Source organism: Gemmatimonas aurantiaca (genome assembly GCF_037190085.1).
GTDB lineage: Bacteria > Gemmatimonadota > Gemmatimonadetes > Gemmatimonadales > Gemmatimonadaceae > Gemmatimonas > Gemmatimonas aurantiaca_A.
Genome location: NZ_JBBCJO010000005.1, coordinates 903,614 through 924,854 on the forward strand (window position 1 = coordinate 903,614; position 21,241 = coordinate 924,854).

General features: G+C 66.6%; 15 protein-coding genes. 14 read left to right on the forward strand and 1 reads right to left on the reverse strand.

The genetic code is table 11. The features are described from left to right. Positions 1 to 2: 2 nt before the first annotated feature. The gene (locus WG208_RS09675) at positions 3 to 4,160 is read right to left on the reverse strand and encodes an ATP-binding protein (protein WP_337171134.1); all 4,158 of its coding nucleotides are present in this window, start codon (positions 4,158 to 4,160) and stop codon (positions 3 to 5) included. Positions 4,161 to 4,231: 71 nt separating this feature from the next. Between WG208_RS09675 and WG208_RS09680 the strand changes: the two genes are divergently transcribed. The 14 genes from WG208_RS09680 (at position 4,232) to bshB1 (ending at position 21,237) form a co-directional block, all read left to right on the forward strand. After that, positions 4,232 to 5,032, forward strand: a complete 801-nt coding sequence (locus tag WG208_RS09680) for a hypothetical protein (RefSeq protein WP_337171135.1) — start codon at positions 4,232 to 4,234, stop codon at positions 5,030 to 5,032. Positions 5,033 to 5,231: 199 nt separating this feature from the next. Beyond that, positions 5,232 to 6,740, forward strand: coding sequence for a TolC family protein (locus tag WG208_RS09685; protein ID WP_337171136.1), 1,509 nt, complete (start codon positions 5,232 to 5,234; stop codon positions 6,738 to 6,740). Positions 6,741 to 6,752: 12 nt separating this feature from the next. After that, positions 6,753 to 8,039 (forward strand): efflux RND transporter periplasmic adaptor subunit, encoded by a 1,287-nt coding sequence (locus tag WG208_RS09690; RefSeq protein WP_337171137.1) that lies wholly within the window; start codon positions 6,753 to 6,755, stop codon positions 8,037 to 8,039. Positions 8,040 to 8,161: 122 nt separating this feature from the next. After that, a complete protein-coding gene (locus tag WG208_RS09695) occupies positions 8,162 to 8,839 on the forward strand; it encodes an ABC transporter ATP-binding protein (protein WP_345786981.1) in 678 nt (225 codons plus the stop codon). Positions 8,840 to 8,876: 37 nt separating this feature from the next. Then, positions 8,877 to 10,124, forward strand: a complete 1,248-nt coding sequence (locus tag WG208_RS09700; protein ID WP_337171139.1) for an ABC transporter permease — start codon at positions 8,877 to 8,879, stop codon at positions 10,122 to 10,124. A gap of 2 nt (positions 10,125 to 10,126) precedes the next feature. Next, positions 10,127 to 11,380 (forward strand): ABC transporter permease, encoded by a 1,254-nt coding sequence (locus WG208_RS09705; RefSeq protein WP_337171140.1) that lies wholly within the window; start codon positions 10,127 to 10,129, stop codon positions 11,378 to 11,380. A gap of 84 nt (positions 11,381 to 11,464) precedes the next feature. Then, positions 11,465 to 12,700, forward strand: coding sequence for an ABC transporter permease (locus WG208_RS09710; protein ID WP_337171141.1), 1,236 nt, complete (start codon positions 11,465 to 11,467; stop codon positions 12,698 to 12,700). Between the two features lie 34 nt (positions 12,701 to 12,734). Continuing rightward, entirely contained in the window at positions 12,735 to 14,000 is a 1,266-nt protein-coding gene (locus WG208_RS09715) for an ABC transporter permease (RefSeq protein ID WP_337171142.1), read from the forward strand. A 32-nt stretch (positions 14,001 to 14,032) separates the two neighbouring features. Continuing rightward, positions 14,033 to 15,277, forward strand: coding sequence for an ABC transporter permease (locus tag WG208_RS09720; protein ID WP_337171143.1), 1,245 nt, complete (start codon positions 14,033 to 14,035; stop codon positions 15,275 to 15,277). After that, entirely contained in the window at positions 15,274 to 16,500 is a 1,227-nt protein-coding gene (locus tag WG208_RS09725) for an ABC transporter permease (RefSeq protein WP_337171144.1), read from the forward strand. Before WG208_RS09720 ends, WG208_RS09725 begins: the two co-directional genes overlap by 4 nt. Before the next feature lie 198 nt (positions 16,501 to 16,698). Continuing rightward, the gene (locus tag WG208_RS09730) at positions 16,699 to 18,207 is read left to right on the forward strand and encodes a methyl-accepting chemotaxis protein (RefSeq protein ID WP_337171145.1); all 1,509 of its coding nucleotides are present in this window, start codon (positions 16,699 to 16,701) and stop codon (positions 18,205 to 18,207) included. A 181-nt stretch (positions 18,208 to 18,388) separates the two neighbouring features. Next, positions 18,389 to 19,444: a uroporphyrinogen decarboxylase gene (gene hemE, locus WG208_RS09735; protein WP_337171146.1), complete on the forward strand. Its 1,056-nt coding sequence runs from the start codon at positions 18,389 to 18,391 to the stop codon at positions 19,442 to 19,444. Then, the gene (hemF, locus tag WG208_RS09740; protein WP_337171147.1) at positions 19,411 to 20,469 is read left to right on the forward strand and encodes an oxygen-dependent coproporphyrinogen oxidase; all 1,059 of its coding nucleotides are present in this window, start codon (positions 19,411 to 19,413) and stop codon (positions 20,467 to 20,469) included. Before hemE ends, hemF begins: the two co-directional genes overlap by 34 nt. Positions 20,470 to 20,505: 36 nt before the next feature. After that, a complete protein-coding gene (gene bshB1 / locus WG208_RS09745) occupies positions 20,506 to 21,237 on the forward strand; it encodes a bacillithiol biosynthesis deacetylase BshB1 (RefSeq protein ID WP_337171148.1) in 732 nt (243 codons plus the stop codon). Positions 21,238 to 21,241 lie beyond the last annotated feature (4 nt).

A 21,241-nucleotide genomic window follows, 5' to 3' on the forward strand; every position in this document is an offset into this window, starting at 1 on the left:
GCTCAAGAGTAATGCGGCAGCCCGCGTCCCGCCTCGGGACCATCATTGGCCCGACGCAGCACGATGTGCACGGTGGTGCCGGTCCCGGGCGTGCTGGCGATACCGATCGTCCCGCCCCACCCCTCGATCAGGCGGCGGCTGATGGCGAGCCCCAGGCCACTGCCGCTGGTACGGGTCGAAAAATGCGGTTCGAACACCCGCGGCAGCGTGTCGGCGGCAATTCCCACACCGTCGTCCACCACATCGATGGCCAACCCGTCGGCGCGCCCTTCCCGCCAGGCCTCGAGCACACCCGGAGCATTGCATGGCGACAGACGCACCGTCACGGTGCCCGCCTGCGCCAGTCGTGCGTTCTCGAGCAGGTTGATCAGCACTTCGCGGAGTTCATCACGCAGCGCGAGCGCGAGTGTGTCCCCGTTCAGCCGCGGATCGATCTCCACGATCCATTGCACGGTCCCCTGCACCGTCTCCCGCCGCTCTTCATCGCCCAGCCGCTCGAGCGCGACTACGTCACGCACCACCTGCGCCACGTCCACCGACACCGCCGGTGTACGGTCCTCGGGTGCGGTTCCATACCGACTGAATGCGCGTGCGATCTCGTCGAGATGATCGATCTCGGCGAGCACCCGACCGACATTGGTATCGAGGATCTGTCCAAAATCGCTGCGACCGTCACGATAGGCGCGCCGCAGATGCTGCACGCCCAGGCGGATGGGCGTGAGCGGATTCTTGATCTCGTGCGCGACCTGCCGGGCCATCTCACCCCACGCGAGCACGCGCTGTGCCGACGCGAGTTCGGTGATGTCGTCGAGCGTGAGCACCGCACCGGTGGGCAGCCTGGTGAGACGTGCGCGCAGTTGCCGTCCGGGCAGGGTCAGGTCGAACGCGTCTTCCTCGGCGTCGCCCACGAGGAACCGGCGCGCCCGTGCGACCAGATCGTCGAAGAGGCGCGGCAGTTGCCACAACGACGCACGTCCCGTGGACAGCGTGACGCCCAGCATGGTCTCCGCGCGCGGATTGGCCAGAATGATGTCGCCATTGTCGACGATGGCGAGCACCCCCGAGGCCACGTGCTGCAGGACGGCGGCCGTGCGTCGCTGCGCGGCTTCGAGCGCTGCGCGACTGGTCGCGAGATCCTGCGCCATGCGCCCGAACGCGCGATACACCGGTGCGAATTCGGTGGCCGGCGCAGTGCCGAGCATGGGGGCATCACGTCCGGCAGCCACCGCCAGGGCGGCCTCGCGCAGGACACCCACGGGACGGGCCAGCGAACGGGCCGCGATCCCGCTGGACCACACCGCCGCGAGTGCTCCGAGCATGGTGGCAAAGAGCAGCAGGACGCCGAGATCCTCGCGGCGGGCATCGAGCGCGAACTCGTCACCGCGCGCCGGCGTGGCCAGCATGGCGTCGTCGCGCACGGGTTCGTCGAGGCGTCCCACGCGACGATACCCGACCAGCGTGCTGACCGGACCCACGGTGATGCGCCGGGTCGTGAAGAGATCCTCCCCCGCGATCGCTTCGTCCGTGAACGTGACCGGCGTGAGGCGCCCCAACGGCGCCAGCGCATCGAGCAGCGAATCGCTGGCGGTGGTGAGCATCCCGCGCTGATACAGAAAGAGCGGGGCGCCGGTGCTGGACGGCACGGTGCCGAGCATGCGCTGTTCCTGCTCGGTGGACGCCACACGCAGGGTTTCGCGCAACAGCAGTTCACGCGCGGCGCGATCATCGTCCTGCAGGCGGTACCACGCCCACAACGCAAAAATGGCCGCCGGCGCGATGAAGAACATGAGCAGCGCTCCGGACAGGCGCACCCGATACGACCGGGACCAGCGTACCCGACGCACCCGCAGCCAGCGTCCGAGTGCGCCATCGGCCAGCGCGGTGGCGGTCCACAGCAGCATCACCACGCCGACGTCCACGAGCACGAGCAGGGCGCCACGCGGCACGAGCGCATCGAGTCCGCGCAATTCGACCTCCACGTGCACGCCACGTACACCCGACGCATCACCCGCCACGCCATCGCCGTGCATGGATTCGGCGCGGCGGCGCCAGCTCAGGGCGCGCGGGACACTGTCGCCGGCATTGGGCACGGTGAACTCCAGCCGATACGGCGGCGCATTGCCCACGGCGCCCGTCACACCGGTGAACGCCGCGAAGGGATCGACCGGCAGCAATCGGGTGCGCGGTGGCACCGCGATCGTGGTCACGATGCCATCGGGCGCGGGCACCGCCGCCATCAGGAGCGTCGTCGGTCCATCGTCCACGAAGCGCAATTCGAGCGCGTTGCTCTGCCGCGCGAGCTGGGCGAGATACGCCTGGGCGCCCAACGTATCGTTGACCGGCGCCAGTTCGAGTACGGACACCGCACTGTCGGGATACTCGGGACTCCATCGTGCGAGACGGGCGGGATAGCCCGCGAGTGCGAGTTCACTGGCGGCGTACCGGCGCAGCAACGCATCGCTGCGTTGCACCGGACGGGTCTCGTCGCGCAGCGCCGTCGAAAACCGTTCCAGCAACCGCAGGGCATTGTCATCGACCGCCGCGATGCGTTCGAGATCGTGCTGCGCGAGCGCGAGACGGGCCCGCACGGTGGCGCCCCACGTGAGGGTGGCCGCGCCCGTCCCGGCCACGACGGCCGCCGCGACCACCTGCGACAACCCGCGTCGGGTGATGGCCAGCGTCGCGATGGCCAGAATCCACAGCGCCGGATACCACGCCGGCCACGCACCGGGGGCGTCCCACAACACCGGCGCGAGCACACCGCTCATCGCCGCGATCATGGGTGCCACGGTGGCCGGCAATCCACGGCGGGTCCCCAGGACGGCACGCCCCGCGGTGGCGCCGGCCAGCAGAATGGCCGCGCCCACGAGCGCCAGCGCCAGTTGCCAGGCAATCCACAAGCCGAATCCGGCGCCACTCACGGGCAGGGCAATCCCCCGCGCCAGATCGCGCAGCAGAAACGGTCCACCGACTGCCAGCGCGATCACCAGACTGATAGACAGGAAGCGCGAATACCGACCTTCACGGGCCCGCAGCGCGAACAGCAGCACCGCGAGCACGAGAGCCGCCGTGATGAGCAGGGCCGCCACCGTCGCCGTGAGCGATCCCCCCATGGGCGCGAAATAGCTGGCCGGGTCGAACAGCGGCGACACATTCGACAGCCCGGTGAGTGGTGTCATGGAAACGCCCGCCAGCACGGCGATGGCCGCGGCCATGCGTTCCGGAGTGCCCGCCGGACGACGCCAGGCGATGACGAGAATGCCGATCATGGCGATCGCCAGCGCCACACTCGTGCGCGACCGCGCCTGCTGCTCGTATCGCAAGCGCGTTTCACCTTCCGTGAACGTCGTGGCCCGCACGCGGGCGAGCCGACGGGGCCCGTCGGGCACCACGACGACGGTGGTTCCCGCTTCCACGTGCACACTGTCCGGACTCTCGACGATGGTGTGCGCCACATCGAAGCCACCCGGCAAGGTCTTGAGCAGCGGCCGCGCGAACCGGTCCGCCGGCGGCGCCGACGACACCAGCGCCAGCGACACGACCTCCACGTTCCCATCGGCCGAGCGCGCACGGGCCACGAGCGATGTGTGAAAGGCCCCGTCGATCAATCGCACACCTGGCACATCGGTGGCCGGAAATTCGGTGTGCGCCTGCCCCGCCCGCGCCACCAGTACACCCTGGTGGTAAACCAGCAGCGCCGACTCCACGCCCCGCGGCAGCGGTGGACTGAGGGTGCGCACCCGTCTCTCGCGGGCTTCCCCTCCCAGCGAGGAATCGGCGGCGAGTTGTTGCGTCACGTCCCGCAGGACGGTGGCCACGTCGGTGAGACTCGCCGCCACCCGCTGCGCCCGGGACTCGCGTTCCGCCGCCGACCACCCCGCCCAGTTCTTCCGGAGCGCCACCAGGGTGGCGGTGTCACTCGACGCGATCAGCACGGCCGTGGCCAGCGCCGCCACACTCAGCACCGCCACCGTACGGGGCGCGCGCACGCCGGACACCAACCATCCGGCCCAGGCGGTCAGCAGCGCGGCGATGCCCAGCCGCAACCAGCCGGGATCCTGTTGCCAGTAAGCCAGGGCCACCAACGCGCCGGCCGCCGCCGAGACCCAGGCAACGGGCCAGCGATCGGTGGGTGTGGCGAGCGGAAGCCGGGGACGCATCGCCCCACAATACCCCGGAGGCGCGTCAGTGGCGAAGGGGGTGCCCGATTCTCTTCGATTATCTTTCAGGGATGCCGACCATCCGCGTCCCGCGCCGCAGCAGCCTCCCCGGCGTCAGGATCGGCGTGCTGCGGCGGATCATTCCCCTGCTGCCCCTGCTCCATCTGCTGGCCCCGGCCACGGGCCGCGGACAGACGGGCGCCGCGTCCTCACTTGAGACGCCTCAGCGAGCGACCCCACAGCGACTCGACGAAGGCAGTTTCACGATCCTGCTGCGTGGGCAGCGGGTGGGCCGCGAACAGTTCTCCGTCCAGCAACTCGCGGGCGCGGATGGCGCGGTGTTCGAACTGCGCGCCGAGTCCGCGCAGGGAGACCGCCGCACGGCGATGCGGCTGGAGGCCGATTCGGCCGGCACGCCGGTCCGGTACTCCCTGGAGGAGCGAGAGGGCGCGGAGCAGACGCTGCGCCTGGGCGGGCAGCGTATCCGCGGACGGTTCACGACGCTCGCCCGCAGCGTGAATGGCGAAGCGGCCCGCGAATACCTGCTCCGACCGGGCGCGCTGGTCGTCGAGGACGAGGGCCTCGTGCAGCACGCCCTCCTCGTGCGGATGCCGCTCCGGGTGCCGGGGGAAGCGGCCACCCGTCCCAGTCTCACGCCGGCCGCCAACAGTCAGGGCGCAGTCCACATCGTGCTGGAAGCCACCGCCGACACCGTCACCATTGCCGGCGCCCGCCGGATCGCGCAACGCTGGCGGGTGGTGACCGCATCCAGCGAGATCCGGATGGTGTGGGCCGACCCCGAGGGGCGGCTGCTGCGCATCACGATCCCGTCCCGGGGACTGGAAGCCCGACGGGACGATGTGCCGAGATGAGAGGCATGGCAAACCATGGAGTCATTCGGTGTTTCTTATGGCTTGGTGTGGGTGGGCTTGTTTCTCACGTAACGTGAGGGACTAGCCTCAAGTCCATGGCCGCTCCAGCTGTCAGTCCCAGGAATGCAAAAGTCCTGAAACAAACCCTTCATGTGGGGCGTAGGCCCCCCTGTCCATCTCCCTCCCCCAGCTTGTCCCCATGAAGATTCCCGTGAATTCTCACGTGTTCGTCCGGACCGTCGTGCTGGCCCTCGGTCTGGCAGGCGCCGTGATGCCCTCGGTGGCGTCGGCCCAGCCGGCTGCCTCCACGGGGGCGATCCTGACCCTGACCGACGCCCTCGCGCTGGCGCGCCGGAACAATCCGGATCTGCAGAAGTCGCTCAATGCGCGCCGGACGGCGGCGGCCAACGCCCGTGCGGCCACCGGTGCCCTCCTGCCCAGTCTCTCGACGAGCTTCGGCGGCGGCTATCGTGAAGGCCGTCAGACGTTCTTCCAGGGTCAGGGCTTCGGCTCCACGAACGACCAGCTCTCCACCGACGTCGGCGCATCGGCCCAGATGAACTTCTCCATGGCCTCGCTGAATGACCGTCGGGCGGTCAAAGCCAGTCAGGAGGCCACCGAATTCGATATCCAGGCCGCCGAGCAGGCGCTGCGCAACAACGTGACGATGCAGTACCTGACCGCGCTGCAGCAGCAGGCCCGCGCGCAGTTGCAGGACACGCTGCTGGTCACCACCGAGGCGCAGCTGCAACTGGCCCAGGCCCGCCTGCAGGTGGGCTCCGGCACCCAGCTCGATGTGCAGCGTGCCGAAGTGACGCATGGGCAACAGCGGGTGGCGGCGCTCAACGCGCGCAATCAGACGGCCATCGAAATCGTGCGGCTCTATCAGATCCTCGGGATGCCGGCCGTGCTCGAAACGCGGCTCGATCCCACCCTGCCGCCGACGCCCACGCTGGATCTGCAACAGGTCCTCGACAACGCCCGGCGGGACAACCCCATGCTCGACGCGGCACGCACACGCGAGTCGGGCGCGCGTCGTTCGGTGGCGTCCGCCCGGAGCGCCTACATCCCGTCGCTGTCTCTCTCGGCCAGTCTGTCGGGCTTCACGAACCGGTACACCAACACCGACGTGCTCATCCAGCAGGGACAGGCCGGCGTGCTGTCCCAGCGGAGCTCCTGCATCCGCAGCGAGGAGGTGCGCGCAAAGCTCGGACTCGACAACAATCTCGGCGCCTGCCAGGCGCTGGCCTTCTCGCCGGCCGATGAACAGGCCATCCGCGATTCGCAGGGCAAGTACCCTTTCGACTTCACGCGCAACCCCTACAGCCTCTCGGCCTCGTTCTCGTTGCCGATCTTCAACGGGTTCCGGCGTGAGCAGCAGATCGAGCAGGCCAGCGTGCAGCAGCGCAATGCGCAGCACGACGTACGCCTCCAGGAACTGCGCATCTCGGCCGACGTGACGGCCGCCTACCTGCAGCTCAACAACGCGCAGCAGACGGTGGCCCTGCAGGAAGAGAATGTGCGGACGGCGCGCACGGCGCTCTCGCTCGCGCAGGAACGGTATCGGGTCGGCGCCATCAGCATCGTCGACCTCGTGCAGGCGCGCGGCGACTACGAGCGCGCGGAAACCGATCGCATCACCGCTGTCTACGACGTGCAACGGGCCTTCGCGGCACTCGAAAACGCCGTCGGTCGCCCCCTTCGCTAACAGAGATCAGTCATGACCAAGACCGTGAAGTACGGCATCGGCGGCGCTGTCGTCGTCGCTGTGGCCGCCCTGGCCTTCGTCGCCGCCAAGAAGAACAACACCAAGCCGGTGGAAGTGCGCACCGAGGCGGTGGAAGCGCGGGATCTCGTGGCGTCGGTGACCGCCAGTGGACAGATCCAGCCCCGCACCAAGGTCAACGTCTCCGCCGACGTGACCGGCAAGATCGTGCGCCTGTCGGTGAAGGAAGGCGATATCGTCAAGAAGGGACAGTTCCTGCTGCAGATCGACCCCGAGCAGCCCACGGCGGCGTTGCAGCGGGCCGAAGCGGCGCAGGCCTCCTCCAAGGCGCAGGCGGCGCAGGCCCGCGCCAATCTGATCCAGGCCGAACGCAACTACGAACGGTCGCTCAAGATCAAGCAGCAGACCCCGAGCCTCGTCAGCGACGAACAGATCGAGCAGCTCAAGACGCAGATGGAAGTGAACAAGGCACTGGCGGAGGCGGCCAACTACTCGGTCGAACAGGCCGTGGCCTCGGTGCGTGATGCCCGTCAGGCGCTCAACCGCACCACCATCGTGGCGCCGATGAGCGGCAAGGTGACGCGTCTCAATGTCGAAGAGGGCGAAACGGCGATCATGGGCACCCTGAACAAGGATGCCGCCACGCTGCTCACGATCTCCGACATGAGCGTGCTCGAAACCAAGGTGAAGGTGGACGAGACCGACGTGGCCCGCATCAGCGTCGGCGATTCGGCGCTCATCCAGATCGACGCGTTCCCCGACACCACCTTCGTGGGCCGCGTGGTGGAGATCTCGAACAGCTCCGTCACCAAGACCGCCTCGACGAACACCGGCGACCAGGCCATCGATTACGAAGTGCGCGTACAGCTCGTGAATCCGCCAGGTGAAACCCGTCCGGATTTCTCGGCCACCGCGAAGATCGTCACGGCCACGCGGACCAAGGCGCTCAGCATTCCCATCATCGCGCTCACGGTGCGGGAGAACGAAAGCCTGCCCAGCGGCGACTCGGCCGTGGCCGTCGGTCGCCAGCCCACGAAGGAAGTGGGCAAGCGGGACGTGGAAGGCGTGTTCATCGTCGGCGCGGACAACAAGGTGACCTTCCGGCCGGTGAAGGTGGGCATTGCGGGTGAACGTCACTTCGAAGTGCTCGATGGCCTCAAGGCCGGCGAGACGATCGTGGCGGGCACGTATCAGGCCATCCGTGAACTCAAGGACGGAGCACTGATCAAGGTCAACAAGCCGGACCCGAAGAAGACGCCGGCCAACGGAGCCAAGTCGTGACCTCTTCCGACGAAGTCGGCCTCAGTACGACCGGCGAACGACGCGCGGTCGTCGCGGCCCCGGGGGCAACTCCGGGGCAGGATTGGGTCATCGTCACGCGGCAGCTCACACGGCAGTACGACATGGGCGGGGAAATCGTGCGCGCACTGCGCGGGGTCGATCTCGCCATCCGCCGCAACGAATACGTCGCCATCATGGGACCGTCGGGGTCGGGCAAGTCCACGCTCATGAACCTCATCGGCTGCCTCGACACGCCCAACGACGGCGAATACTGGCTGAACGGCATGCTCGTCTCCACGATGAGCGACGACCAGCTCGCCCGCGTGCGCAACAAGGAGATCGGGTTCGTCTTCCAGACGTTCAACCTCCTGCCCCGCGCTTCGGCGCTGCAGAACGTCGAACTGCCGCTCGTGTACGCCGGCGTGTCGGCGGAAGAACGCAAGAAACGCGCGACGGAGGCCCTCGAGCGTGTGCAGCTCGGTCAGCGCATGCACCATCGGCCCAACGAGCTCTCGGGCGGTCAGCGTCAGCGTGTGGCCATCGCGCGGGCGCTCGTCAACCGCCCGTCCATCCTGCTGGCCGACGAACCGACCGGCAATCTCGACTCGCAGACGTCGGAAGAGATCATGCGGGTCTTCGAAGAACTGTCCAGCGAGGGCCAGACCGTCGTGATGGTAACGCACGAGCCCGATATTGCCTCGCATGCGCGTCGTGTCGTCGTGCTGCGTGACGGGGTCATCGCCAGCGACGAGCGTCGTCACCAGTTCGTCGAACGGGTCGGCATGTCCGTCGCCCACTGAATTTCCGTTTCCCTCTTCAGTCCTTCACCGAACTCCCGTGCCGTTTTTCGACGCCATTCGCCTGGCACTGACCACGATCCGCACCCAGAAGCTCAAGAGCGCGTTCACGCTGCTCGGGGTGTGCATCGGCGTCATGTTCCTCATCTCGGTCGTGTCGATCGTGGAGGGCATGGGGCGCTACATGGAGGACGACCTGGTCGGCAAGCTGATCGGGGTCAATACGTTCGAGCTGCGCAACCGCCCCAACATCAACATCGGCGATGTCGACCAGGCCACGTGGGACGAGTACCGCAAGCGGCCGCGCCTCGAGATCACCGATGTCGAGCCGGTGACGTCGGCGCTTCCCGCCGATACCAAGTGGTATTTCATCAGCGACGGGCAGGTGTACGTGTCGTCGTCCTCCAGCGGCAAGCCGCGTCGGGTGCAGGTGAGCGCGGTGGACGGCGCGTACTTCGACATGAAGAAGCTGGGGGTGAGTTCGGGACGTGTGCTCAGCGAGCAGGAGCTGGCCCGCGGCGAGAAAGCCGTGGTTCTTGGTGCCGACGCCGCCAAGCGGTTGTTCCCGAGTCTCGATCCGATCGACCGCGAGATCAAGATCGGCGGCGTGCCGTTCCGGGTCGTGGGCATCGCCGAGACGCAGGGGCAGATCTTCGGCATGTCGATGGACAACTTCCTGGTCACGAGCTGGCGCTCCCCGGCGCGACGGTTCCTCAACAGCCGCCCCAACATCGTCGACGCCGTGGCCATCCAGTCCCCCAGCGATCCGGCGATGAAGGAAACCATGGAGACCGTGCGCGCGGTGATGCGGGCGCAGCGCCATCTCCGACCCAATCAGAAGGACAACTTCGCGCTGCAGACCGCCGATTCGGCACTGGAGTTCTGGAACAAGATCAAGGGTTACCTGGTCATGGCGGGCATCGCGCTTCCGGCCATCGGGCTCGTGGTCGGCGCCATCGTGATCATGAACATCATGCTGGTGGCGGTGGCCGAGCGGACCCGTGAGATCGGGATCCGCAAAGCCCTCGGCGCCAAACGGCGGGACATTCTGCTGCAGTTCCTCATCGAAGCCAGCACCCTGGGTACCGTGGGTTCGGCCATCGGCGTGGGCCTGGGCATCGGACTGGCGAAGTTCATCTCGCTGGTCTCTCCGCTGCCGGCCAGTGTCGCGCCGTGGTCCATCGTGGCGGGTGTGGCGCTCGGCGCCGGTGTCGGTATCATCTCGGGCGTGTATCCGGCCAGCCGGGCCTCGCGCCTCGATCCCATCGCCGCACTCAGGCAGGAGTGACGATGTCCGCGCTCAGCACCCGTCTCTCCGCGGTTTCCGAAGGGGTCCGCATCGCCATCGACGCCGTGCGCGCCAACAAGGTGCGCGCCGGTCTCACGATTCTGGGCATCGCCGTGGGCGTTTTTGTGGTGGTGGCCATCTCGGCCGCCATCCACGGCATCAACCAGTCGGTGGCCAAGGACTTCGCCAGCACCGGTCCGACGACGTTTTTCATCTCCCGCTATCCCATCGTCTTCGAAGCGTGCGATGGATCGGACGAGACCTGCAAGTGGTTGCGCAATCCGCCGCTCCGGCCCAACGAGATCGAGACCCTGCGTCGGCTCTCCACCGTGGAGGCCGTGGGGGAGCGTCTCGACTGGGGGGCGAAGGTGAAGTACCGCGATCGCGAACTGTCGAGCGCGCCGATCGAAGGGTATTCGGCCGAGTGGACCGCGATCAGCGCGCCGGAGGTTTATCCCGGACGGGCATTCACGGTGGCCGAGGCGCGCACGGGAGCCCGCGTGGCGGTGATCACCACCCTCATGGCCGAACGGCTGTTCAATGAATCCGATCCGATCGGCAAGACCATCCTGATGAACAGCGTGCCGTTCGAAGTCATCGGGGTCTACAAGGACAACAGCAGCTTCCTCTCCGGCGGGGAACGTCCGAAGGCAGTGGTACCGGTGCAGGCGTTGATCCGCTATCTGGGTGCGCGGGCGAGCAATGTGGGACTGTCGGTGAAACCCAGAAGCGAAGTCTCCCGTGATGAAGTCATCGACGATGTCACGGCGGCCCTGCGTGGCGCGCGCGGGACCCGGCCCTCCGAGGAATCGAGTTTCGCGATCATCACGCAGGACAAGCTCTTCGAGACGTACAACTCCATCTTCGGGATGTTCTTCCTGGTGATGATTGCGCTCTCCGGAGTCGGTCTCATCGTCGGTGGTGTGGGGGTGGTGGCGATCATGATGATCTCGGTGACCGAACGGACGCGCGAGATCGGTGTTCGCAAGGCGCTCGGGGCAACCCGGGCCACGATCCTCTGGCAATTTCTCGTCGAAGCGGCGACGCTGACGGGAATCGGAGGCGCCATCGGGTTGTTCGTGGGCTGGCTCGCTGCCCTGCTCATTCGCAGCTTCACGCCGATCGAAGCAAGTATCCCACCGGCAGCCGTTTTTGCGGCCCTGGGCGCCAGCTGCGTCACGGGCATCATCTTCGGCATGCTTCCCGCGAGCCGCGCGGCCAAACTCGATCCAGTCGAAGCGCTCCGCTACGAGTAGGCGGCCATAGCGAACGACGAGTCGGATCCGGGTAACGGCATCGACTCGTCGGACACTCCGCCCATTCAACAGGGGACATCGCGGATGGCTTTTCTCGAAGCCGTCCGGCTGGCGCTCGCCACGATCCGCGTGCAGAAGCTGAAGAGCTTCTTCACCCTCATCGGTGTCACGATCGGCGTGATGTTTCTCATCGCCGTCGTCTCGATCGTGGAAGGCATGAGCCGGTACGTGGAGAACGATTTTGCCGGCAAGCTGTTCGGCGTGAACACCTTCACGCTGCGCCGGTGGAACGACTTCAACACCGACGACAATCTCGACTGGCGCGAGATCCAGCGTCGTCCGCGTCTGTATCCGCAGGATGCCGCCCTGGTGCGCACCGTGCTGCCGCCCGGCAGTCTGTCGGCCATCGCCAGCGAGACCTTCCTGTCGGCGAACTCGCCGTACAACCGTCCGCGCCAGGTGCAGGCGGTGGCCACCGAGGCGTCGTACTTCACCATCAAGAAGTTCAATCTCGAACGCGGTCGCGCCTTCGGCCCACAGGAAGTGAACATCGGCGCGCGGGTGATCGTGATCGGGGTGGAGGTCGCGGAGCACTTCTTCAAGGGGCTCGATCCGCTGGGACGCGAACTGCGGATTCATGGCACCCCCTACGAAGTGATCGGCGTGATCGAAAAACAGGGGACGGTGTTCGGCTTCTCGCTCGACCGACTGGCCATCGCGCCGTACACCAGTCCACTGCAGCGCGCCATCCGGCCGCGGGGCGATATCGAATCGATGGTGGTCCAGGCGCCATCGGCGTTGCTCGTCACCGACGGTATGGACGCGGCGCGTGAGGTGCTGCGGGCCGCGCGACGCCTGCCCCCCGGCAAGAGCGACGACTTCGCGCTCGAGACACAGGACGAGGCCCTCGCCTTCTTCGACGGTATCAAGTCCAAGATGGTGGTGTTCGGGACGGCACTGCCGGCCATCGGTCTCGTGGTGGGAGCCATGGTCATCATGAACATCATGCTCGTGGCGGTGGCCGAACGCACGCGGGAAATCGGCGTGCGCAAGGCGCTGGGCGCGCGGCGACGCGACATCATGTCGCAGTTCCTCGTGGAATCGGCCACCCTCAGTCTCGTCGGTGCCGCGGTGGGTATCGGTCTCGGCGTGGCGCTCGCGGCCACGATTGCCTCGTTGACCCCGTTGCCGGCCGCCGTGGCGCCCTGGTCGATCGTGGCCGCACTCGTGGTGGGCGCCGGCGTGGGCATCGCGGCCGGCATCTATCCCGCCAGCCGCGCCGCCCGCCTCGATCCCATCGCCGCGTTACGGCAGGAATAGGCCAGGGACAGAACAAACCGTCACCGGAACAGTCATGCGATTCTTCGATCGTATCCTGCTCGCCCTCGAAGGCATCGGCATTGCCCTCGATGCGATCCGCGCCAACAAGGTCCGCGCCGGCCTCACCATTGCCGGCGTGGGAGTGGGGGTGTTCGTGGTCGTGGCCATGGGGGCCACGGTGCATGGCATCCGGCAGAGTTTTCAGTCGGATCTCGACGAGTTCGGGGCCACGTCGTTCCAGGTGCGTCGACGCGGCATCGGCTTCAATGCCTGCGACGGCACCGACGACACCTGCCCCGACCGGCGCAATCCGGCCATCACCCTCGACGAGTGGGCGGCCATCCGCGACATGCCCGATGTGGAAGCGGCCACCGCATGGCTTTCCGGTCAGACCAGCTTCGACTACAAGGATCGCCACGTCACCAACGTGGGCTACGACGCACAGAGCACCGACTGGCTCAAGACCGACGTGGCGGACCTCTCGCCCGGCCGCAGCTTTTCCCGTGCCGAGCACGATGGCGCGGCGCAGGTGGTGATCATCAACGATACGCTCAAGAACCGACTGTTCGGCGATTCCGATCCGATCGGCAAACAGATCGCGGTGGAGGGGAAGCAGTTCACGGTCATCGGGGTGTTTCACACCAAAGCCGGGTTCCTCAAGTCGATGGACGGCCGGGGACCGGACAAACCCCGCGCCATCCTGCCGATGATGACCGCCTATCGTCATCTCGATGTCTGGCGGCGTGGTCTGCTCATCATGGTGAAGCCGCGCGTCGGCGTGGAGCAGGCCGTGGTCATGGACGCGGTGACCGAGATGCTGCGGGGCCGGCGCGGACTCAAACCGGCGCAGCCGAACAACTTCGCACTGGTGGCGCAGGATCGCATGCTGGAGACATTCGACCAGCTCTTTGGCGCGATCTTCATGGTGGGTCTCGCGCTCTCCGCCGTCGGGCTGCTGGTGGGCGGCGTGGGCGTGGTGGCCATCATGATGATCTCGGTCACCGAACGCACGCGCGAAATCGGTGTGCGCAAGGCCCTTGGAGCGACACGCGTGACCATCCTCTGGCAGTTTCTGGTGGAAGCGGCCACTCTGACGTCGATCGGTGCATCGACCGGGCTCATGGTCGGTGCGGTCCTGGCCTGGGTCGTGCGCACGAACACGTCCATCCCGGCGTCCATTCCCGGATCGGCCATTGCCACGGCCATCCTCGCCAGCATCGCGACCGGTGTGGTGTTCGGCATGCTTCCCGCGCTGCGCGCCTCGCGCCTCGATCCGGTGGAGGCATTGCGATACGAGTAGTGAGAGCATCCCGGCGAGGCTAGAATGTGGCCATGCGGTTTTCCGACGTGGTCCTGATGGCCCTCGGGCAGTTGCGCGCCAACAAACTGCGCACGGCATTCACCCTGCTGGGCATCGTGGTGTCGGTGGGATTCCTGGTGGCGGTCGTGGCCATCATCCAGGGCATGAATGCCTACGTGAAGGAGAACATCGCCGATGCGATGATCGGCATGAACACCTTCCAGGTGCGTCGACTGCCGCTCAGCCTCGGTCTCTTCACCGACGACGAGTTCCGCCTGCTGTACCGCCGGCCGCGGATCGACGAACGGGATGCCGCCGCCGTGCGGGAGGCACTGCCGGATGCACTGGCCATCAGCCTGCAGTCGGGATGGCCCACGCCGCAGGCCGATATGATCTGGCGGGACCGCACACTGGGCAACGTGCTGATCTACGGTGTGACGGCGCCGTATCAGGAGGTGCAGGACTATCGCTTCACGGCCGGACGTCCGCTCTCGGACATCGACGTCCGGGAACGACGTCATGTGATCGTGATCGGAGCCGAAGTCGCCCAGAAGCTCTTTGGCGGTGGAATCGCCATCGACCGCGACGTGCGCCTCGCCGGTCAGCGCTTCACCGTGATCGGCGTGGTGGCCCGCAAGGGACAGGTGCTGGGGCAGTCCTTCGACGGATTTGCCATCATGCCCATCACGGTGTTCGAGACGTTGTACGGACGCCGTCAGACAACCACCATCTCGGTCAAGATGCGCGAAGCCGCGCAGATCGGCCCGGCCATGGTCCGTGCGCAGGAAGCCATGCGTGTCGTGCGTCGCCTGCGTCCCGCCGATCGCGACAACTTCGACGTGGGTACGGCCGACGCTCTCGTGGATTTCTGGAAACAGCTCACCAGCGTGTTGTTCGCGGTGGTACCGGCGGTCGTCGCCATCGGCGTGCTCGTCGGAGGCATCGTGATCATGAACATCATGCTCATGGCGGTCACCGAACGCACGCACGAGATCGGGATCCGGAAAGCCGTCGGCGCCACCGCGGCCGATGTACGACGGCAATTTCTCGTGGAGTCGATCACGATGGCCATGTGCGGCGGAGCCCTGGGCGTGACCTCCGGCTGGCTGCTGGCGTTGCTGATCGCCACCGTATCTCCCCTCCCCGCTCGCGTGAGCGCGTGGAGCGTGGCGCTGGCGCTCGTACTGGGCGCCAGCATCGGCGTGATCTTCGGCGTGTATCCCGCCTCGCGCGCCGCCCGTCTCGATCCCATCACCGCGATGCGGGCCGAGACGTGACGGAAAACATCCGCATTGCCTTCGACGCGCTGCGGGTGAGCAAGTTGCGGTCCGCGCTCACCATTCTCGGCGTCGTGATCGGCGTGGCCACGGTGATGGCGATGGCGGCGATCGTGCAGGGCATCCGCGATCAGATCGTCACCACGATCGAAGTGGCGGGTCCGACGACGTTCTACGTGCTGAAGAAGTTCTCCCAGACGCCGCTCAACCCGGACAACCTGCCCCGCGATGTGCGGATCCGCCCCGATCTCGCCGAAGCCGAAGCGGAGCGGATCCGCGAACTTCCGGAAATTGCCTACGCCTCCCTCTGGGCGCAGACCCCGGCCCGCTTCGAAGTGTCCGGTGTGCGCACACAACCCATGCCCGTCTTCGGTGCCGACGATGGGTTCATGCGCATTCAGGGTGGCGAACTCCTCGAGGGGCGATGGTTCACACGCGCCGAATTGCAGAACGCGGCCGCCGTGGTCGTGCTGGAGGACAAGGCCGCCCGGCGGCTCTTCGGCCGCGAGGGGACCCTCGATCGACTGGTGCAGATCGGTGGACGTCCCCTCACGGTCATCGGCATCTGGAGTGAACCCGGCAATATCTTCGCGCCGGCCGGACAGTCGACTGGAGCGGTCGTGCCATTTCGTCTCATGGATCGGCAGTTCCCGATCGATCGCACGAATGCCCTCTGGATTCCGGTGAAACCGCGCGCTGGCGTGTCGGTGGCGGACGCACAGGGCGCCGTCACCATGGCACTGCGCGAGATGCGCCGCCTGCGCCCCGCTGACGGGAACACGTTCGACCTCATCACCCAGGACCAGATCCTCGACACGTTCAACAGCATGACCGGGGTGTTCTTCCTGGTGATGATGGTGCTGTCGGGTGTGGCGCTCCTGGTCGGCGGCATCGGCGTGATGGCGATCATGACCGTGTCGGTGACCAGTCGCACCAGGGAGATCGGGGTACGCAAGGCTCTCGGGGCCACCCGGCGGGACATCCTGCTGCAGTTCCTCGTGGAAGCCGCCACGCTCACCGGCATCGGTGGCATGCTGGGCATTGTCGTGGGCCTGCTCTTCGGGCGTCTCGTGTCCCTCGCCATGAACATCGATGCCCCCGTCCCTCTCACCCTCACCCTCGTCGCGGTCATCGTTTCGATCGCCATCGGCATCATCTTCGGCATGATCCCGGCGCGCCGTGCTGCGCATCTCGATCCCATCACGGCGTTGCGCCACGAATGATCCGTGCACGGTGGGGATCCGTATTCACCGACAGGTGAGCAGGTGGTCATCGAGAGGCCGGATACGGGGCAGAAGTCGGGGAAATCCCGACACGCGTTACGTCCTCCAATACCGATAAGTCAGGATAGTATCGCGAGCGGATCTTCCTCCCGATGTCGGGAGCCATACAGTATCGCGAGTGACCTCAATCCCATCCCAATGTCCTGGTTTCGTTCTGCGGCCCCGAAGAATGCCGAGCGCAGCTATCCCCTCGGGCGTATTGATGTGACGGATCCCGAGGTGCTCCAGCGTCTCGCCTTTCTGAAACTGACCAATGCCGATCTCGGCGTGGTACAAGCGTGGGAACCGGTCTGTCGCGCGGCATGCAATGCGATGATCGACGACTTCTATGCGCACATCGCCGGTACGAAAGCCACGCAGGCCATTCTCGACCGACACACGTCGGTGGATCGTCAACGACCGCTGATCACCCGCTACCTGCTGGCCATGTTCGGCGGGGTCGTGGACGATGCCTATGTCGCGTACCGGCAACTCGTGGGCCAGGTGCACGAGCGCATCGATCTCGATTCGAACTGGTATGTGGCGATGTACGAAGTCATCCGCGAGCATATGTTCGCGGCCGTGCAGAACGGGGGCGCCACACCGGCGGAGCTGAGCCGTTTCCAGCGGGCCTTCGATCGACTGCTGCAGGTCGATATCGCCATCGTCATCACCGCGCTCACCAACGCCCGCCAGGAACGGATCGAAGCGATCCTCAAGGGCGAAGCGATGCGTTTCCTGGACGACATCAGTGGCGCCCTGGCCCGCCTGGCCCAGGGCGACCTCACGGTCCGCCTGGACGGCACCTACACCGGTCGCAACACCGAAGTGCAGGAGCACTTCAATTCGGCGCTCGCGGAATTGCAGTCGGCCATGCAGATCGTGCATCGCTCCGTCAACGAGATCCTGGGCACGTCGACTGCGCTGAGCGATGCCAGCACGTCGCTCAGCGATGGGGCATCGCATCAGGCGGCTTCGCTCGAGGAAGTGGCCGCCAGCCTGCAGGAGCTCACGAGCATGACGCAAACCAGCGCGTCCCATGCGCGGGAAGGACGGGGCCTGGCGGAACAATCGCGGAAGACGGCGGCCGAGGGCGAACTGGTCATGCAGCAACTGGCGGAGGCCATGACGCGGATCAAGTCCAGTGCGGATGCCACCGCGCGCATCGTGAAGACCATCGACGAGATCGCCTTCCAGACCAATCTGCTCGCACTCAACGCCGCGGTGGAGGCGGCACGTGCGGGAGACGCCGGGCGCGGGTTTGCCGTGGTGGCCGAAGAAGTGCGCGGTCTGGCCCTGCGCAGCGCGGAAGCGGCGCGCAACACGACATCCCTCATCGAAGAGTCGGTTTCGAGCACCACGGCGGGGGTGCGCCTCAACGAAACCGTCCTGGCCACACTGTCGGAGATCGTGCGGCAGGCCGATCGGGTACGCGATGTGATGTCCGACGTCGCGGCCGCGGCCGGTCAGCAACAGGACGGCGTGGAGCAGATCGCGCTGGCCGTCGATCAGATCAATGCCGTCACGCAGAACGTCGCCGCGAACGCGGAGGAAGGCAGTGCCGCCAGCATGGAACTGCGCGAACAGGCGGTGATGCTCGGGCGGGCCGCCGAGCGTTTTCAGGCCGAGCCTGTCACATCGAACTTCCGCCCCCGGCGGATTGCCTAGGCTCACCGCGCAGGTGCATGGTCAGGTGCATGGTGCGGGCATGTCGGCTGGCCCTCCGTAGAGATCCGGAGGATGCCGCCGCCGTGTCGTCCTGTAGGTTCCATGCAGACCGAGGCTCCCGTCCGCCCGATGGGAGCCTCGGCGTTTCACGACCTCCCTGCGTGCCCCGACGAACGATCTGATGAACGATCTGCTGCTCCGTGCCCTGCGCCGCGAAACGGTTTCGCGTCCGCCCGTCTGGATGATGCGCCAGGCTGGACGCTATCTGCCGGAATACCGTGCCGTCCGTGCGAAGTCCGACTTCCTGACCATGTGTCGCACACCGGAACTGGCCGTGGAGGTGACGCTGCAACCGGTGGATCTGATCGGCGTCGATGCCGCCATCATCTTCAGCGACATCCTGGTCATCCCCGAGGCCATGGGCATGCACCTGACGCTCGACGAAGGCATCGGTCCGCAGTTCCCCACGCCGTTGCGGGAACCGGCCGACGTGGAACGTCTGCGCACCGTCGTGCCCGAAGAGCGTCTCGACTACATGCTCGCCGCGCTGCGCATGGCGCGCCGCGCGCTCGATGGTCGGGTGCCCCTCATCGGTTTTGCCGGTGCCCCGTGGACCCTGGCCGCCTACATGGTGGAAGGGCGCGGCACCAAGCAGTTCGCGGTGGCCAAGCGCATGCTGTTCGAGCAGCCGGCCATGGCGCACGCGCTGCTCGACCGACTCGCCGTGGCGGTGGGTGATTTTCTCGTCGCGCAGGTGAGCGCGGGCGCGCAGGTGGTGCAACTGTTCGATTCGTGGGCCGGTGCGCTGGCGCCCGACGAGTTCCGCGCCTTCGGGCTGCCGTATCTCGCCAGAGCCGCGCGCCGCGCGCGTGAAGCCGGTGCGCCGGTCATCGTGTTTGCACCCGGCGCCGGCTGGGCGCTGGATGAAATCGCCGCGGCCACCGGCGCCGATGCGATCGGCGTCGACTGGCACACCGCACCAGCGGCCGCGCGCCGGCAGCTCGCACCCTTCCCTGTCGCCATGCAGGGCAATCTCGATCCGTGTGCGTTGTATGCCGCGCCCTCGGAGATCCGTGCGCGCACCCAGGCGATGATCCGGCAGTTCGGTCCCACCGGGCACATCGTCAACCTGGGGCACGGGATTCTCCCCGATGTGCCCCCGGCGCACGCGCGTGCCTTCGTGGACGCGGTGAAGGAGTGGGAATGGACACCGGAGCGCGTGGCGGCATGCCGGTGAATGACATGTCCGGGAACGGCATGTCGATGAACGGCGAGCTGACGGCGGCGAATGAACATCGGGCTGAACACCGTGATGACCGTCGTGATGCACGTCATGCCGCCATCGCCACGCGCATGGAGACGTTGCACGACGAACTGACCGCATTCTTCACCAGGCTCGATGGGGGCGGCACGTTCTGCGAGGATCGTTGGGAGCGACCCGGCGGAGGTGGTGGTGTGGCCCGCGTGCTCAGTGACGGCACGACCTTCGAGAAAGCGGGCATCAACCGTTCCGTCGTGATGGGCGTGCTCCCCGAGGCCGCGGCCCAGCGACTGGGTGGAGTGGGCGCGGGATCCGGTGCGGGCACCACACAATTCTTCGCCACGGGGGTGAGTCTCGTCGTGCATCCCCGCAGCCCGATGGTGCCCACCGTGCATCTCAACGTGCGGTACTTCGAGCTCAGCGACAAACAGGGCGCGCTCACCGACCGCTGGTATGGCGGCGGTACGGATCTCACGCCGTTCTATCCCCATGAAGATGATCCGCGCACCTTTCATCGGGCCCTCGCCCACATGTGCCGTCGGCATCACCCGGACTTCTATCCGGAATACACACGCTGGTGCGACCGGTATTTCGTGAATACTCATCGCGGAAACGAACCGCGCGGTGTGGGTGGCATCTTCTTCGATCATCTGCGGCCGGACGATCCGCGTCATGGCCTCGGTGATGCCGACCTGCAGGCCTTCATCACCGATGTCGCACGGGTGCTCACGGCCGCGTATGAACCCATCGTGGAACGCCGGCGGAATGCACCCTACGGGGAAGCGGAACGCACCTTCCAGCTCGTACGGCGTGGGCGGTATGTGGAGTTCAATCTCGTACACGATCGGGGCACCACATTCGGCCTGCAGACCGATGCCCGCGTGGAGAGTGTGCTCATGAGTCTGCCCCCGCTCGCCGCGTGGCAGTATGCCCCTCAGTATCAGCCGGATTCTTTCGAGGCGCGTCTCATTGCCATGCTCGCCCCGCGCGACTGGCTCTGAACTTCCGCCCTCCAGCGCGGCGGCGTACGTTCCGGCATGTCTTCTGTCATGTCGCTGGACCTGTTGGCGGTTGCTCCGCACCGTGACGACGCGGAGCTGACCTGTGGTGGAACGCTCATCAAAGCCGTCGACGCCGGTCATCGGGTCGGCATCCTCGATCTCACCCAGGGTGAGATGGGGACGAAGGGGTCCGCGGAGCTCCGCGCCGCCGAAGCCGCGGCGTCCGCACAGGTGATGGGCATTCATGTCCGCGAGAATCTGGGACTTCCCGACGCGGGCATCACCAACGACGATCACACGCGGGCCCGGCTCGTGCAGGTGCTGCGCGCGCTGCGGCCGCGCATCGTGATCGCCCCGGCCCTGCGTGGACGTCATCCGGATCATCGACGCACCACCGAACTGGTGCGCGACGCCTGCTTTCTGAGCGGACTCGCCAAATACGCACCGGGCGATCATCCGGCGTTCCGTCCGCTCAAGCTGCTGCATGTCATCGCCTACCGCGAAGACTATGTGAAACCCACGTTCGTGGTGGACATCTCGGCGCAGTTCGAACGTAAACTCGACGCCATCAAGTGCTTCGGTTCACAGTTCGACGCGACGACACAGGCCGGCGAAGTGTACCCCAATGGCGAACCGCTCTACGACATCGTGCGGCATCATGCCGCGCACTATGGTTCGCTGATCCGCTCGCGGTACGGTGAGCCGTTCTTCACCGAAGAAACCATGCGCGTGGACGATGTGACCACGCTCGACGTGTCCACGTTCTGAATCG

Coding starts and splice junctions, on each gene's coding strand:
- WG208_RS09675 (WP_337171134.1), bottom strand. CDS start 4,160: ATGCGTCCCCGGCTTCCGCTCGCCACACCCACCGATCGCTGGCCCGTT.
- WG208_RS09680 (WP_337171135.1), top strand. CDS start 4,232: ATGCCGACCATCCGCGTCCCGCGCCGCAGCAGCCTCCCCGGCGTCAGG.
- WG208_RS09685 (WP_337171136.1), top strand. CDS start 5,232: ATGAAGATTCCCGTGAATTCTCACGTGTTCGTCCGGACCGTCGTGCTG.
- WG208_RS09690 (WP_337171137.1), top strand. CDS start 6,753: ATGACCAAGACCGTGAAGTACGGCATCGGCGGCGCTGTCGTCGTCGCT.
- WG208_RS09695 (WP_345786981.1), top strand. CDS start 8,162: ATGGGCGGGGAAATCGTGCGCGCACTGCGCGGGGTCGATCTCGCCATC.
- WG208_RS09705 (WP_337171140.1), top strand. CDS start 10,127: ATGTCCGCGCTCAGCACCCGTCTCTCCGCGGTTTCCGAAGGGGTCCGC.
- WG208_RS09710 (WP_337171141.1), top strand. CDS start 11,465: ATGGCTTTTCTCGAAGCCGTCCGGCTGGCGCTCGCCACGATCCGCGTG.
- WG208_RS09715 (WP_337171142.1), top strand. CDS start 12,735: ATGCGATTCTTCGATCGTATCCTGCTCGCCCTCGAAGGCATCGGCATT.
- WG208_RS09720 (WP_337171143.1), top strand. CDS start 14,033: ATGCGGTTTTCCGACGTGGTCCTGATGGCCCTCGGGCAGTTGCGCGCC.
- WG208_RS09730 (WP_337171145.1), top strand. CDS start 16,699: ATGTCCTGGTTTCGTTCTGCGGCCCCGAAGAATGCCGAGCGCAGCTAT.
- hemE (WP_337171146.1), top strand. CDS start 18,389: ATGAACGATCTGCTGCTCCGTGCCCTGCGCCGCGAAACGGTTTCGCGT.
- hemF (WP_337171147.1), top strand. CDS start 19,411: ATGGACACCGGAGCGCGTGGCGGCATGCCGGTGAATGACATGTCCGGG.
- bshB1 (WP_337171148.1), top strand. CDS start 20,506: ATGTCTTCTGTCATGTCGCTGGACCTGTTGGCGGTTGCTCCGCACCGT.